General features: G+C 53.2%; 13 protein-coding genes. 7 read left to right on the top strand and 6 right to left on the bottom strand.

The window, feature by feature from the left end:
• Nucleotides 1–203 precede the first annotated feature (203 nt).
• The 4 genes from ACIP6T_RS04065 (at nt 204) to ACIP6T_RS04050 (ending at nt 3,034) form a co-directional block, all read left to right on the top strand.
• Nucleotides 204–716, top strand: coding sequence for a GNAT family N-acetyltransferase (locus ACIP6T_RS04065; RefSeq protein WP_345826841.1), 513 nt, complete (start codon nt 204–206; stop codon nt 714–716).
• A 172-nt stretch (nt 717–888) separates the two neighbouring features.
• Nucleotides 889–1,311 carry a translesion error-prone DNA polymerase V autoproteolytic subunit gene (gene umuD, locus ACIP6T_RS04060; protein ID WP_097094165.1) on the top strand — a complete coding sequence of 141 codons (423 nt, stop codon included), beginning with the start codon at nt 889–891 and terminating at the stop codon, nt 1,309–1,311.
• On the top strand, nt 1,311–2,573 hold the full coding sequence (gene umuC / locus ACIP6T_RS04055) for a translesion error-prone DNA polymerase V subunit UmuC (protein ID WP_400455497.1): 1,263 nt from the start codon (nt 1,311–1,313) through the stop codon (nt 2,571–2,573). The genes umuD and umuC overlap by 1 nt, the downstream gene beginning before the upstream one ends.
• A 209-nt stretch (nt 2,574–2,782) precedes the next feature.
• The gene (locus ACIP6T_RS04050; protein ID WP_097094167.1) at nt 2,783–3,034 is read left to right on the top strand and encodes a hypothetical protein; all 252 of its coding nucleotides are present in this window, start codon (nt 2,783–2,785) and stop codon (nt 3,032–3,034) included.
• A 24-nt stretch (nt 3,035–3,058) separates the two neighbouring features.
• Here the strand turns inward: ACIP6T_RS04050 and ACIP6T_RS04045 are convergent, their stop codons facing one another.
• Both ACIP6T_RS04045 and ACIP6T_RS04040 read right to left on the bottom strand, forming a co-directional pair.
• Nucleotides 3,059–4,630: a sensor domain-containing diguanylate cyclase gene (locus tag ACIP6T_RS04045; protein ID WP_400455494.1), complete on the bottom strand. Its 1,572-nt coding sequence runs from the start codon at nt 4,628–4,630 to the stop codon at nt 3,059–3,061.
• Nucleotides 4,631–4,958: 328 nt separating this feature from the next.
• Nucleotides 4,959–6,782, bottom strand: a complete 1,824-nt coding sequence (locus ACIP6T_RS04040) for a glycoside hydrolase family 15 protein (protein ID WP_400455493.1) — start codon at nt 6,780–6,782, stop codon at nt 4,959–4,961.
• Between the two features lie 284 nt (nt 6,783–7,066).
• On the opposite strand from ACIP6T_RS04040, the gene ACIP6T_RS04035 reads away from it, so the two are divergent.
• On the top strand, nt 7,067–7,192 hold the full coding sequence (locus ACIP6T_RS04035; protein WP_320204454.1) for a hypothetical protein: 126 nt from the start codon (nt 7,067–7,069) through the stop codon (nt 7,190–7,192).
• Nucleotides 7,193–7,230: 38 nt separating this feature from the next.
• On the opposite strand, the gene katE is transcribed toward ACIP6T_RS04035, so the two are convergent.
• Together katE and ACIP6T_RS04025 are read right to left on the bottom strand one after the other, a co-directional pair.
• A complete protein-coding gene (gene katE / locus ACIP6T_RS04030; RefSeq protein ID WP_097094170.1) occupies nt 7,231–9,495 on the bottom strand; it encodes a catalase HPII in 2,265 nt (754 codons plus the stop codon).
• A gap of 321 nt (nt 9,496–9,816) precedes the next feature.
• Nucleotides 9,817–10,950 carry a glutathione-independent formaldehyde dehydrogenase gene (locus ACIP6T_RS04025; protein WP_400455489.1) on the bottom strand — a complete coding sequence of 378 codons (1,134 nt, stop codon included), beginning with the start codon at nt 10,948–10,950 and terminating at the stop codon, nt 9,817–9,819.
• A 219-nt stretch (nt 10,951–11,169) separates the two neighbouring features.
• On the opposite strand from ACIP6T_RS04025, the gene ACIP6T_RS04020 reads away from it, so the two are divergent.
• Entirely contained in the window at nt 11,170–11,562 is a 393-nt protein-coding gene (locus ACIP6T_RS04020) for a YgiW/YdeI family stress tolerance OB fold protein (protein WP_400455486.1), read from the top strand.
• 74 nt (nt 11,563–11,636) lie between these two features.
• Here the strand turns inward: ACIP6T_RS04020 and ACIP6T_RS04015 are convergent, their stop codons facing one another.
• Entirely contained in the window at nt 11,637–12,503 is an 867-nt protein-coding gene (locus tag ACIP6T_RS04015; protein WP_400455483.1) for an NmrA family NAD(P)-binding protein, read from the bottom strand.
• A gap of 129 nt (nt 12,504–12,632) precedes the next feature.
• On the opposite strand from ACIP6T_RS04015, the gene ACIP6T_RS04010 reads away from it, so the two are divergent.
• A complete protein-coding gene (locus tag ACIP6T_RS04010; protein ID WP_097094174.1) occupies nt 12,633–13,544 on the top strand; it encodes a LysR family transcriptional regulator in 912 nt (303 codons plus the stop codon).
• Between the two features lie 16 nt (nt 13,545–13,560).
• Here ACIP6T_RS04010 and ACIP6T_RS04005 read toward each other — a convergent pair whose 3' ends face one another.
• Entirely contained in the window at nt 13,561–14,619 is a 1,059-nt protein-coding gene (locus ACIP6T_RS04005; protein ID WP_400457012.1) for an NAD(P)H-dependent flavin oxidoreductase, read from the bottom strand.
• Nucleotides 14,620–14,622: the final 3 nt, after the last annotated feature.

The following is a 14,622-nucleotide window of genomic DNA, read 5'->3' as shown; positions in this document are numbered from 1 at the left end:
GCGCGTGCTGCAACGATACCGCGGTATTATCGGGTCATTGAGTAAGAAGATAAAGATCGACGCCGTTGCTGCACGCATTTGTTAACAGTAATCGCCTGTTTTCTTGGGTTTTTGTTACTAACACGCTATGGTAAGTGCCCTTCGGTCATGATTGTGATGACCGACGATAAGGTTAATAACAAGAATGAGAAAGGATAGCTGGCATGGAGTTCACCATACGTAAAGCCCAGGCGGAGGATGCAGAGCTGCTGCACCAGCTGGGACGCATGACCTACAGTGCGCATTTCAAGCATATGTGGGTTTCCGCAGAAGAACTGGATGCCTTTATCGACAAAGAGTACGGCCTCATCGAGCTTGCCAGCAGTCTGGCCGCACCGAATGAGAGCTGGCTTATCGCCGAGACGGACAAACCCATTGGCTTTGCCAAAGTCACCTGGAACACACCGGTACCGGATTCAGGCATGAGCGGCGCACTGCTGAACAAGCTGTACCTCAACCCGGAAGAAACCGGCAAGAATTACGGCAGATGGATGTTCGAGAGCATTATTAATGAGGCACGCGATAAGCGCGAAGGCTACTTGTGGCTGGAAGTATTAGGCGAGAATGTCCGCGCACGTAAGTTCTATGAAGCCTTCGGCATGCAACACATCAAAGACATTCCATTCATCACCGCTTCGCAGCAGAGCACGCTGCAGATTTTGGGGATGATGATTTAGCCTTCGCATCCCGTTTATGGCTTGCCTCTGCATGGGCAAGCCGCGGCCTCTCACTAAAATTAAATTCCCTTTCCTGCCAAGTGTTTTGCAGATAGTCGCCGGTACTGGCTTGATCAACCTGCCCACTCGATATTACTGTATACACATACAGTAATAATTTGAGATCGCAGCCATGCAGTTTTATCAGCCCGCGGAAATCCGTGCCATTGTAGACTTTCCTTTATTCATTAGCCGGGTGCCCTGTGGCTTTCCCTCGCCGGCTCAGGACTACGTTGAACAGCGCATTGACCTCAACCACTTTTTAGTGGATCACCCCAGTTCAACCTACTTCATCAGAGTAAGCGGTGATTCCATGATTGAAGGCGGTATTGCGGAGGGGGACCTGCTGGTGGTAGACAGCTCCCCCAAGCCCAGGCACGGCGATATTGTGGTCGCCTCTCTCTCGGGTGAATTCACCGTCAAACAACTTATGCTGCGGCCCTACCTGCATCTCAAACCCATGAATGCGGCCCATGCGATCATCCCCATTCCCGATGTGGATCAGTTCGAAGTCTTCGGCATCGTCAAACACGTGATCAAAACGTTGGGCCGCTAATGTTTGCCTTAGTGGACGTGAACTCTTTCTACGCCAGCTGCGAAACCGTGTTTCGCCCGGATCTGCGCGGCAAACCGATTGTGGTGCTGTCCAACAACGACGGCTGTATTATTTCGCTGAGTAAAGAAGCCAAAAAGCTCGGCATTAAAATGGGTGCGCCCTACTTTAAACATCGCGAAGAGTTAACGCGCCATAACGTGGTGGTGTTCTCCTCCAACTATGCGCTTTATGGCGATATGTCGCGGCGCGTGATGGAGACGCTGGCGCTGATCTCCACACGCGTCGACGAGTACTCCATTGATGAAGCCTTTGTTGATGTCACCGGCATCAACGCCTGTATGACGCTAGAACAGCTGGGGCGGGATATTCGCGATCGCATCTATCAGGACACGCATCTGCGCGTGGGGGTCGGTATCGCCCCCACCAAAACCCTCGCCAAACTGGCCAACTGGGCCGCCAAGCGCTGGACCAAAGCCGAGAATGTGATGGATCTTTCCGCACCGCTGCGCCAGCGTGAATTGATGAAGCGGGTCAAGGTTGAAGAGGTATGGGGTGTTGGTCGCCGCTTATCGAAAAAGCTCAATCTCATGGGCATTGATACCGCGCTGCAGTTAGCTGAAACGCCCACAGCGTTGATCCGCAAACACTTCGGCGTGGTTCTGGAGCGCACCGTACGTGAATTATGCGGTGAGCCTTGCCTGGCGTTTGATGAGGTGGTCCCGAATCGGCAAAATATATTGTGCTCGCGCTCGTTTGGCGACCGCATTACCGACTATCACGATATGCGCGAGGCTATTGCCAATTACGCTGCCCGCGCCGCCGAAAAGCTGCGCAGCGAGCGGCAATATTGTCGCCATATTGGCACCTTTATTCGCACCAGCCCACACGATCCGCATCATCCCTATTATGCGAATGCCGCTAGCCAGACGCTTATTACGCCAACTGCCGATAGTCGTGACATCATTCAGGCGACGCTTAACTGTTTGGATCGCATCTGGGTTCCCGGTAAGCGCTACATGAAAGGCGGCGTGATGCTGGGGGATTTTTTCAGCGATGGCGTGGCGCAGTTCGACCTGTTTGCCGAATATCAGCCGCGTCACAACAGCGAGCAGCTAATGGCACTGATCGACAAGATGAATGCCCACCAGCGCGGTGCGTTATGGTTTGCCGGACAGGGTATCCAGAAGCCCTGGGCAATGAAGCGTGAGATGCTTTCACCGGCATATACAACACGTTTATCCGATCTTCCCGTGGCAAAGTAACCTCGATGCGCTTCGGTTTATTGACGCCTATCGCTAAATAATCGAGGCCAATTATTTCTCATGAATGGGTTATTACCAGCCAATGCAAATTGTTAATAAGGTAACGTTAACCGTTTCCTTTCCCTTGAATTAATAACAGGCCAATGCGATATTCTGGCTATATCATCCTTCCCCTACACCGTTAAATTTGATTAACACCCGGAGGCAGTATGTCGAGTGAAGAGAGAGTGAAAGAACTTGAAGAGAACGTAAACAGGCTGGAAATCGAAGTTGCTGCCTTGCGCGAACTGATGATCAAGCAAGTTGCGGTAAATAACATCACCTTTAAGGGAAAATATGATGAGGTTATCATTCAGCTAGCAAAAGAATATGAAGAGCGCGGGTTAGATGATGAGCTAAATAGCCAAATGCACGAAGCGCTTCGTCAATATATCAACTATCAGCTGCCGACGGTGGAATAAGCCAGAGACGAGAATGTCAGTCGGTTACTCCCTTCTCTGCTCTGGCAACGCCGGCACATCGATCCCTTGCGCACGATTACGCCCGCCACGCTTCGCCCTATACAAAGCATGGTCGGCATGCTCCAGCAGTTTTACTGCGGAAACCGTGGCGGGCGTGGACGTCGTGGCGCAGCCGGCGCTAAGCGTCACGTGACCGAGCGGTGAAGAAGCATGGGGCAGCTTCATCATCCTCACGGCTTCTACCGCGCGGTTAGCCAGCGCTATCCCCTCATCGAATGCGGTATCCGGCAAGATAAGCGCAAACTCCTCACCACCGTAGCGGGCCGCCATATCCGATCGCCTCACGGATAACGAAGCCAGTAGCTCACCTATCACCTTCAACCCTTCATCTCCCGCAATGTGTCCGTAGGTGTCGTTGTAATGTTTGAAAAAATCGATATCGATCATGATGAGCGAAAGGGGTTTACCGCTTGCGGCCGCGTTGCCCAGCGCTTCACGGAGGAAGCGATCGAATTCCCGGCGATTCGCTAACCCGGTAAGCCCGTCAATATGTGCGAGCTTGTTCAGCGACAGATTGGCCTTGTGCAGCTCATCTCGTAGGCTGGTCAGTTCCTGCTGATAGCGCAATACGCGCCGTGCATGACGCAGCTGAAACGTCCCCAGTAATAAGATGGTCAACAGCAGAATCAGGCTGAGGATAATGTCCTGCCCCCGCCCATTAATCCAAATGCTAAAGAGATCGTCGGCGTTGTAACCCGCGGCGACGATGATCGGATAGCGGTCAGAACGCGCAAAGCCAAAGATCCGCGCTTGCCCGTCCAGCGCCGCCTTCCATTGACCGCTGCCGCGATCCATTTTGGCGAGCATATGCTGAAACAGCGGACTTGAGGAGAGATCTTTACCAATGTAACTGTCTGGCATCGGACGAGCATAAAGCACGGTGCTGTCGGACAACATTAATACCAGCACATCGCGTTTGCCGAGCTCGTAGTAGCTGTAAAAACGACGGAAGTAATCCACCTTTATGGTCGCCAACAATACCCCTTTGAATCCGCCACTGGCATCGCTCACCCGCAGGGAAACGGGGATTACCAGATCGCCCGTGCTGCGGCTGCGAATCACCGGGCCAATGTGCAGGTTATTGCGTCGGTTGCTGCGCTGATAAGTAAAGTATTCACGATCGGCGTTATTGATGTTGCTGGGCACGCGATCGGCAGAGGTCGCGGTCCATGTGCCGTCCGCATCGTAATAAAACAGTCCGTGCAGTTGCGGCAGGCGGTGCTGCAACTCACGCATAGTATGGCTCAGATCCGCCCCCTGAATCCCTGTCGCCAACTGCAGTTGCAGATCGCGCTGTATCTGTCTCAGCGAAAGTTCTGCCTGGAGAAAGGTATCTTCCGCCTGGCGCGACTGCGACACGGCGAGATTCATCGCCGTTTCCTGCGTTTGATGCACCGTGGCCAGCCAGTCTTCTCGTAGCGTCCAAAGACTCATACCGACCACCGTGAGGATCAGGAAGAGACCGGACAGCACAATGCTTTTCAGCAGGCCAGATTCGGTGTTGACCTTTTTATCCATTTTCCTTTTTAACGGCATTGTGTCCTCTGTTTTAAGCCCACAACAGAGTTAAGCATGTAAATAACAGAGGGGAAGTTGATGGTGGATAAATCAGCGAGTGAAGGTGAACTATCAGATTAGTCTCTGCGGATAATCGGCTGGGATGAAATATCAATAAAACCGCTTAAAACGCCGCGGTGACTCGCAGATAATGGCAGGTTAGCGCGCCATCACTACCGCCTATGACCGTTACAAGCGAGTACGGTAGTATGAGTCGACCACTTTCCGTGGTCGACTCATACCGCACGCGTTACATACGCGATCGTTGGGCCGCAGCATCGACCAAACCCGCGCTATGCGGGCTTTTTTATGATGGCTTCAGAGCATGACTAATGCCCTGAGCCGCGAAGATCAGCGCCAGATGGCTGAGCCCCTGAGGCATATTCCCTCGCCATGACTGCGTGCGGACATCATACATTTCATTGAAAATGTCGACGTTACCCTGACGATTAAGCGCGACCAAAATCTCTTCCATCATCGCTTCTGCACCGGCGCCATCGCCCATGGCCGCCCAGGCTTCCACCATCCAGAAAGAGCACGCCAGGAAAGTACTCTCCTCTTCATCTACGTTGCTATAGCGATAAAGCATCGCACCGTTATTCCCTAGTTCGCGACGGATTACGCGATAAGAGGAGAGCATCCTTTGCGGATTAACGCTGTTGCCATAATGGTGCATCAGCGTCAGCGCAGCATCGACCTGCTCATCACTGCCCACATAAAAGGTATAGCTCTGCAGCGTCTCAGACCAGCAGTGCGTTTCGATCCAGTGGCTAATGCGGTCACGTTCTCGTTTCCAGCGTTCAACCCAGGTGGGCTCAATGTATTTCTTTTCGGCCAATACCACCGCACGATCTAAAGCCAGCCAGCATGCCATCTTCGAATGGGTATAGTGCTGTTCTTCCGGCAACTCCCAAATGCCAGAATCCTTCTGGCGCCAGCTATCCGCACAGCAGTTTGCTAGCTCACCCAGCAGGCGCGCGGTGGTGAGATCCAGCACGTGTCCGGCCTCCACGAAGCCCTGCGCCGTGGCCAGCATATCGCCGTACATGCTGAGCTGAACCTGATCGCGCGCGTTATTACCAATACGCACCGGCTGCGAATCCTGATAGCCGCGTAACGCTGGATAGCGCTCCTCAGGGACTTTCTCACCTTCCAGGGTGTAGCAGGCGCGGAGCCGTACGCCATGATCGATGATGGTCTGCGTGAGCCAGGAGAACGCGGCTTTACAATCCTCCAGCGCGCCCAGGCAAATAAAGGCTTTAATGATCAGACAGGCATCGCGTACCCAGGCGTAGCGGTAGTCGTAGTTCTTCTCTTTGCCGAGACCTTCAGGCAGTGATGTGGTGGCGGCCGCCGCCAGCGCGCCCGTCGGCGAGTACCAGAGAAATTTCAACGACAGCGCCGAACGTATCACCAGCGGCGCATAACGGCCGCTATAGCTCAGGCTGTTGACCCAGTCACGCCATGCCGTGTCGCTGGTTTCGATGCGGCCATCAATGGCATTCATGTCCGGGACCGCCAGCGGCTCTTTTTCCGTTACCAGCAGGGCACAAAGCGAACGTGCGCCTTTGCTCACGGTGAGCGTGCCGGTCACTAATTCATCGTCGATATGATCGAGAATAATGTCTTCACTGGTGCGCAGCATCGCCATCAAATCGGCAATGTGATACACCTTGCCCTGTGCGCTGTCCGCAATCCACGGGGAACGCGTCTCGGCGGCGGTGCCGAAGCGCAGCGTAATTCTTAAGGTCACCTCACCTGCCAGCCCCTCAATACGCCTGGCCAGTTCACTCCAGGGTAAGCGCCCTGCCAGCGTGCTATTGATCGATTCTGTTAGCAGCACCGACCCGCTATCGGTATCGAAACGGGTCTCAAGCACATTACTTTTTTCGCGATAGTTGCGCGTGACGCGGTAATCCGCCACGGGGACGATCTGAAAGAAACCGCCAATCTGTGGATCAAGTATTTGGTCAAAAAGGGGTTTTGAATCGAGATTAGGTGCGCACCACCAGTCGATAGAACCATCTGGCGCAATAAGCGCCACGGATCGTCCTTCCCCAATTGCCGCATAGTCACCCAGTCCGGCGAATCCATTAATACGTTGCGGATGAGAATATTGCTGATTTTCCAAAATGGTTTTCCTGAAGAGTTTAACGATGTGGACGCCGAATGCAGCCACTAAATAACTGCCACGATCAAGGCTAGTTCAGATTTTAGAATAAAAATGAAAATCACACGTTAACGCGGCAATCAGGAATAACTGGTTACCTTAATAAATGATTTCGGGTGATACTTAAATTCACCTTTAATCCAACTTATCAGGAAGGATATTTCTTAAAATCCTCATCATGCTCGACTTTCAAATAAACAATGCTAAACCTGAAAGTGAAATAATATTTTTGCGGGAGAGGACCGATGAAGAAGATATGGATTGGGTTAACGTTGGCGGCCGCACTAAGCTGTTCTGTGATGGCCTCGCAAGGCGTATTTGAGATTAAGCCAATGGTGACCGACGCCCACACTCACCAGCCGGAAAAATAGCCTGCAGAGGGCGGAGCAATTCACTCCGCCCACGGCTTTTATGCCGCTACAGTCAATGCTTTCTTACTGCGCGACCAGACCCGGTGGGACGCCATTACGGTCAGGAAATCATCCATCAATGTTCCCTCCGCTTTGGCGGCTTCCACCAGCCCCTCCTCCGTTTCGCTGTCCTGCACGTTGAACTGCGCTTTAAACCGACGCGCATCGCCGCTCAGGCCAATCGCTTTGAGGTGTTTATAGGCTTCCAGCAAGAAATAGCGCGCATCACCGCTGAGCAGTAACGCATCGATATTGCCATCAGGCACAATCACCGCGTCGAAGGTGAGCGAAGGAAGTCCGGTGAAGGTCGCGTCGATCGGCAGAACGGAACCATCATCGGCCAGCACTTGCCCCATATGCGCGGCCAGCAGTTTAGCATGCACACCTTTTGCCTTCAGTGCCTGAAGGATGGCAAGAACGTCGGCTGCTTTCGTGCCGTCACTGAGCAGTAAGGCCACCTGGCGACCTTTAACGTCACCACTCGGCTGCGCATACAGACTCAGGCTTTCATCTTTTTGCAGGCCATTCACATCTTTTGGCGGCGCCGTCTTAAGCTGCTCATCGCTCAGCTTGAGGCCCAGATTTTTCGCCACGCCTTGCGCCAGGTTGACATCGATTTGCAGCAGATGATCAACGACGCGCTCACGGATATAAGGACGCGCCACCTTACTGAGCTCAAACGAGTAAGCGCCAATAATATGTTGCTGCTCTTCCGCTGTCTGGCTCAGCCAGAACAGCCTTGGCTGGGAGTAGTATTCACCAAACGACGGACTGCGCTCGCGTACTTTGCTGCCTTCCACCCGCTCCTGATAGCTTTCAAATCCACCCTGTTTGGCCGCCGGTGGGACTTCGCGCGGCCAGTTATTGTTGATCGAGTTGGGTTCATAGTTGGCCGGGTTAGTGTCAATTTCCGTACGATGCATGCCCTGTCGCTGGAAATTATGGTAAGGGCAAACCGGACGGTTAATCGGGATCTCATGGAAGTTGGGGCCACCGAGGCGGCTAATTTGCGTATCGGTGTAGGAGAACAGTCGTCCCTGTAGCAACGGATCGTTGGTGAAGTCCAGTCCCGGAACAATGTGTCCCGGATGGAACGCTACCTGCTCGGTTTCCGCAAAGAAATTGTCTGGATTGCGATTGAGTACCATTTTACCGACCAGCTCAACCGGTACCAGCTCTTCAGGAATGAGTTTTGTCGCATCAAGAATATCAAAATCGAATGTAAACTCGTCTTCCTCAGGTATTAGCTGCAGGCCTAATTCGTATTCCGGGTAATCACCGGCTTCAATCGCTTCCCACAGATCGCGGCGGTGGAAATCGGGATCGCGGCCCGTAAGCTTCTGTGCTTCATCCCACAACAGCGAGGCTTTACCGGCAACCGGTTTCCAGTGGAATCGCACGAAGGTGGCTTTACCCTCCGCGTTAATCAGGCGGAAGGTATGAATGCCAAATCCTTCCATGGTGCGATAACTGCGCGGAATACCGCGATCGGACATCGCCCAAATCACGTTATGCAACGTCTCAGGCTGCAGCGACACATAGTCCCAGAAAGTATCATGTGCGCTCTGTCCCTGTGGAATTTCGTTATGCGGCTCGGGTTTTACCGCGTGAACAAAGTCCGGGAATTTGTGCGCATCCTGAATGAAAAATACCGGGGTATTGTTGCCGACCAAATCAAACACGCCCTCATCGGTGTAAAACTTGGTGGCGAATCCACGGATATCACGCACGGTATCGGCCGATCCGGCGCCCCCCTGCACGGTGGAAAAGCGCACGAAGACAGGTGTGGTTTTGTCGGGATCGCTGAGAAAGCCGGCTTTGGTCAGGGCTTCTAACGAACGATAGGGCTGGAAATAGCCGTGTGCGGCTGAACCACGCGCATGGACGATACGCTCTGGGATACGTTCATGGTCAAAATGCGTGATTTTTTCACGCATGATAAAGTCTTCCAGCAACGTTGGCCCACGCGAACCCGCGGTAAGCGAGTTCTGATCGTTTGCAATCCGCGTGCCCTGGTTGGTCGTAAGCCCGGCGTTTTCGCCATTTTTACGATACTCATCAAGCTGCTCAAGTTTCGCATTTTGCGTCTCGGGGGCTTTAAGGCTGCCCGGTGCAGTGGGTTGTTTGCCCGGTGGCGTCGGTTCTGCCGCAGGTTTATGTCCTCCGCCCTGCGGCGCTAAATCCCCTAATCCCGGTTGAGATGTTTCAGGCCCTTTATGCGGGGCGGTATGTTCTAAATTCTGTTCTTTTTTTTCTTTCGACATGTCACATGCTCCTTCAGGTTAAGACCCCATTAACTGTAGAGCATAAAATCAGAAAGATTGCCGCTTCATGTATAAATGATGCGCGAATGAATCAATAACATTGATTTAAAGAGGCGTAATTTTAAACGAAGCGTTTAATTATTTTTTTAGACTTACTCGTTCAGTCACTAAATACCCGTTTCGCTTAGGTTGACTTGACGCAAATAATAGCTTGTCAGAGTGGATTAATCAGGGACATCTCTTTTCTGGTTGCAGGCCGGGTTAATCGTCACGGTCGACATCGCGTAAAGGATGGCGACCGTGGCGCCACAAGCGGGCAATTTAGGGTTTAAGGATAACCTTGGTCCAGCCATCGTCGCGATCGTCAAAATGACGGTAGCCGTCGGGCCCCTCTTCCAACGATAAGCGATGAGAGATAATACTGCCCGGCTGAGCTTTACCTGTTGCAATTAGCCGGGCTAACTGGCGGTTATACGCTTTTACATTCGCTTGGCCAGTACGAATTGACTGCCCTTTAAACCAGAAGCTACCAAAATCAAACGGCATTTTACCGACCTTTGCCAGCTCACTGGCTGCGTTTGGATCCTGCGGAATAAATACCCCCACCACGCCAATACCGCCGGTTGCTTTGGTCGAGGCGACCAGGCTATTCATCGTCGCGCTATTGTCTTCATGCCCATGCCGATTACAGCATTGGTAGCCCACACATTCGCAGCCGCAATCCGTACCACGGCCATCGGTCAGCGCAAGAATTTTCTCAACGGCATCTTCCCCCACGGCATTGATTGCCGTAGCGCCCATTTTCTCTGCCAGCGCAAGACGGTCGGCATGCGTATCCACCACGAAGACCTGTGACGCCCCTTTGATCACGGCGGAATGGGCCGCCATCAAGCCTACTGGCCCGGCCCCATAAATGGCTACACTATCGCCGGGCCGCATACCTGCGAGTTCGGTCGCATGCCAGCCGGTGGGGAAGATATCTGACAACATGACATAATCCTCCTCCTTCTCTTGCGCATCCGGAGGAAGCACAAGGCAATTGAAATCGGCAAAAGGCACCCGCAGCAGCTCGGCCTGGCCCCCTTCCCAGGCGCCCATCTCGGCAAATCCATAGGCAGCCCCCGCTGTGCCCGGATTGGCTGTCAGGCAGAAGCCGGTTAAGCCTTTTTCACAGTTTTCACAGAAACCACATCCGACATTAAAAGGCATGCAAACGTAGTCTCCGACCTTGATACGTTCTATTCCGCTGCCAACTTCAATCACCTCTCCAAGATTTTCATGACCAAAAATACGCCCCTCTTCGAAGCTGGTACGCCCTTCATACATATGTAAATCTGAGCCGCAGATATTCGTGGTCGTAATACGAATCAGCGCATCTGTTGGGCGGACAATTTTGGCATCCGGTACATTTTTTACCGATACATCAAAAGGTCCGTTATAGACGATAGCTTTCATGCGTTATTGTCCTAATTAATGGGATTTAATTTTAGGTGTGCTAATAAGCGCACCGCGAATGAAATGGCTCGCTTATCCCGATTGATAAAAAAGTCACCTTTATACCCTGGCATAAATACTCAGAAGTGGCGTTTGTTATTACCGGTGCGCTTGCAGTGCAATCGTGAATATTTGTGCCAGACTTAATCCAGCATGAACGAATAAATCCATGGAGAGACGATGAAACCTATTATTTTGGCTTCGGTAATAATGATGTTTAGTTTAGGTGTGAGTGCCGCTGAAGGTGGATTCAAAGCCGGGGAAACCCCGCCGCCGCAGAATAAACAGGATGCGGGTTACAAAGGTTCTGAAGATACCGGACAGACCGCAATATCCCAAATACGGGATTTCCGTCAGGGAGGATACGTTACGCTGGAGGGATATATCGTCGAAAAATTAAAAGGTGACAGTTACAAATTTCGCGATAACACCGGAAACGTAACGATTATCGCAGACGCAAACGCCTTTAAGGGAAAAACCTATTCGGCAGATGACAAAGTCCGCGTCAGCGGAAAAGTGTATGGTCACGGGGAACAAACCACATTAAAAGTCGCGCGTATTGATGAGCCCTGAAAACCGAGAGTGAAAGGATGAAAAATCTGCACCGAAGGGCTTAGCGGTGCAGATTTTCTTTGGCGCCGATTTCATTAGCCTGCGGTTTTGAGCAAAGCGCGCAACACCACTTCAAGTTCCGTCTCACCCATTACCCGTTCTGCCTGCGGCTTTTCAAAGCAGATCCACTCCTCATTGAAGCCATCGATCATCCGCATGCGCGGTAAAGGATGCTGATGCCCCTGCGAACGAAAAATCGCTTCCCACGCATCACGCTCGACGGCTTCCGCAGCCACCGGGCGCCCTAGAATGGAGGCAAACGTGTTAGCAATGTCGTTGGGTGTCACGCGCTGCGGGCCTTCTAACTCAACAATGCGTTTCCCCTGCCACTCTTGCTGCAGCAACATTGCGGCCAGGGTGCCGACATCAGCGGTGGCGATCATCGGTACCGCTTTATCCAGCGGATGCAAATAGCTGTGAATCACACCATTATCACGCGCAGAGACGACATCTAATGCGCAGTTCTCCATAAACCAGCCCGGACGCAGGAAAGTAACCGGCAGATCCAGTGCATTGAGCGCCTGCTCCAGCAGGGTACGCTGGGTTAACAGGTTCGTTTTCTCGCCCTGAGCACCAATGGTCGAGAGGCAAACCACTTTCTCAGGCGATGCGCAACGAATAGCCTGGACCACTGCATCAATGATGAGGCGGGCGGCGGGAAATCCCGGCGCGGGATCAAAATCCGACGGGGGAAGAATGAACACGCCAGTCGCACCGTTAAACGCATCGGCCAATGCGCTGGCATCCTTCATTTCGGCAAAGGCAACCTCACAGCCCAGGTCCTGCCACTGGGCAGCCTTACTGACATCTCGCATTACGCCGCGCACGGGAAGATTGTTGCTGAGTAAGGCGCGCGCAACTGCGCCGCCAACCTTTCCGGTAATACCAGTGATCACATACATGGGTTAATTTCCTGTTTGCTTAAAGAAACGGTACGGACGGCAGTATAGGAAACCCGGTTAATTGACAGAATGCACATCGACTCATTACTTTGATGACATAGAATCACCCTGCGTATGTGAGAAATTTTGATGAGCATTGATGGCCGTTTGTTGTCAAATATCAGCGTGTTAGCCGCTATCGTACACAGCGGCAGTTTTGCTCGCGCGGCTGACGCGCTCAATTTGTCGCCCTCTGGCGTAAGTCGTGCGGTGACACGTCTGGAAACCAGCATCGGCGTACGACTGTTTGACAGAACCACCCGCGCCGTCACCCTGACAGATGAGGGGCGGACACTGTATGAAGAGATAAGCCCATTGCTGGCGGGCATTGGCGATGCGGTGAGTCTGGCCTCCGGCGCTTCCACCGCGATACATGGGCGGCTGCGCATTAATGTTGATCCCTTTTTCTCACGCCACATTCTGGCGCCGCATATTGATAGGTTTATGCAGCGCTATCCGGAGATTGCTCTGGAGCTGGTGGTGCGCGATCGGCTTGGCGATATGGTGGCTGAAGGTTTTGATATTGCCGTGCGCTTTGGGCATCCACCCACGTCTTCGCTGGTTGCACGCAAGCTACTGGAGACGCGCACGGTGACGGTCGCATCGCCAGACTATGTGCGTCAGCATGGCCAACCTGCCACACCTGACGATCTGGCTCATCACGCCTGTATCCAGATGAAAAGCACCATGACCGGGTTGCCGCTCGAGTGGGAGTACCGTTTAAATGGCGACGTGGTTGCGGCCAAAATTTCCAGCCGCCTGATGGTCAATGAATCCGGCACGCTGCTCGCGGCCTGTCTGGCGGGTGCCGGTATTGCGCGCATCAAAGCCAGCGGTATTGAAACGCTGCTTGCTGAAGGCCGCTTAGTAGAATTACTCACCGAATGGCAAGGCGAGCGTTTTCCGCTTTACGCCTTGTATCCTTCGCGGCACCTTCCCCCTGCCAAAGTGCGTGCCTTCATCGACTTTGTTATCCCGCTACTGAACGCTGAGCGTCAATGAACGCGCTTTTGCCGCCTTACGCCGCCTGCCACTCCGCAACGAGCGTTTTCACTAGCTCTGCCGCAGGCATCTCTCGCGCCAGTGCAGCGCCCTGACCGGCCCACTGAGCACCAAATCCATGATCACCTTTGGCCGCTGCAGCGGCAGCCAGCGCTTTGCCTAGCGCGTAGGCCAGCGGATAAGGCGGAATGGAATCCTGCGCAAATCCACGCGCCAGGTGGCAAAAATCGTTAGTGATACATCTGGCCGAACGGCCAGAGATGGCCGCAATAATCTCGGTGCTATTGGCCTGCTCGCTGTTTAACGCCTGACGATAAGCCGCATTGGCGGCTGATTCCGGGCACAAGATAAACGCGGTACCTAACTGTACGCCCGCCACGCCCAGCTTGAGCATGGCAGCAATTCCCGCACCATCCATCACCCCACCCGCGGCAATTAATGGCAGGCGCGAAACCTTGCGAAGCGTTTGTACCAGCGTAAAGGTGCTGAGCTGCTGATCTTCATCTGCAGGATTAAACATCCCGCGATGTCCCCCGGCCTCAATGCCCTGCGCGACAATAAAATCGATGTCGGCGGCTTCGATAGCCTGTGCTTCCGCAAGGCTGGTTGCGCTCGCCAGCGTAATAATGCCGCGGCTTTTTAATCGCTGCACAAATGCGGCGGAAGGTAACCCGAAATGGAAACTCACTGCGGCAGGTGCGTTAGCCAGCAGCACCTCCAGCATCGCGTCGTTATCGAGGAAAGTTTGATAAATCTCCGACAGCGACGCGGGCAGCGCCGCATCATAATGCTCAAATACGGGCTGGAAGCGTGTAATCCACGCCTGTTCTAACTGCGCATTGCGCTGTACCGGCGCGTGACAAAAGACGTTGACGTTAATGGGCGCGGAGGTCAGAGAACGTGTTTTACGGATCATGATATCCGCCTGCTGCGGCGTTGAAGCACCTACGCTGATCGATCCCAGCGCGCCGCTGTTACTGACCGCCGCCGCCATTTCCGGCGTGGAGACGCCCGCCATCGGCGCCTGGATAATCGGATAGGTGAGATTGAGCGTCTGACATAAAGAAGGGTTCATCAT

Origin of the sequence: Pantoea sp. NPDC088449, from assembly GCF_044753225.1 — a bacterium.
Classification (GTDB): domain Bacteria; phylum Pseudomonadota; class Gammaproteobacteria; order Enterobacterales; family Enterobacteriaceae; genus Pantoea; species Pantoea floridensis.
Note: the sequence above shows the minus strand (reverse complement) of the source record. Positions and strands in the feature narration are given on the sequence as shown.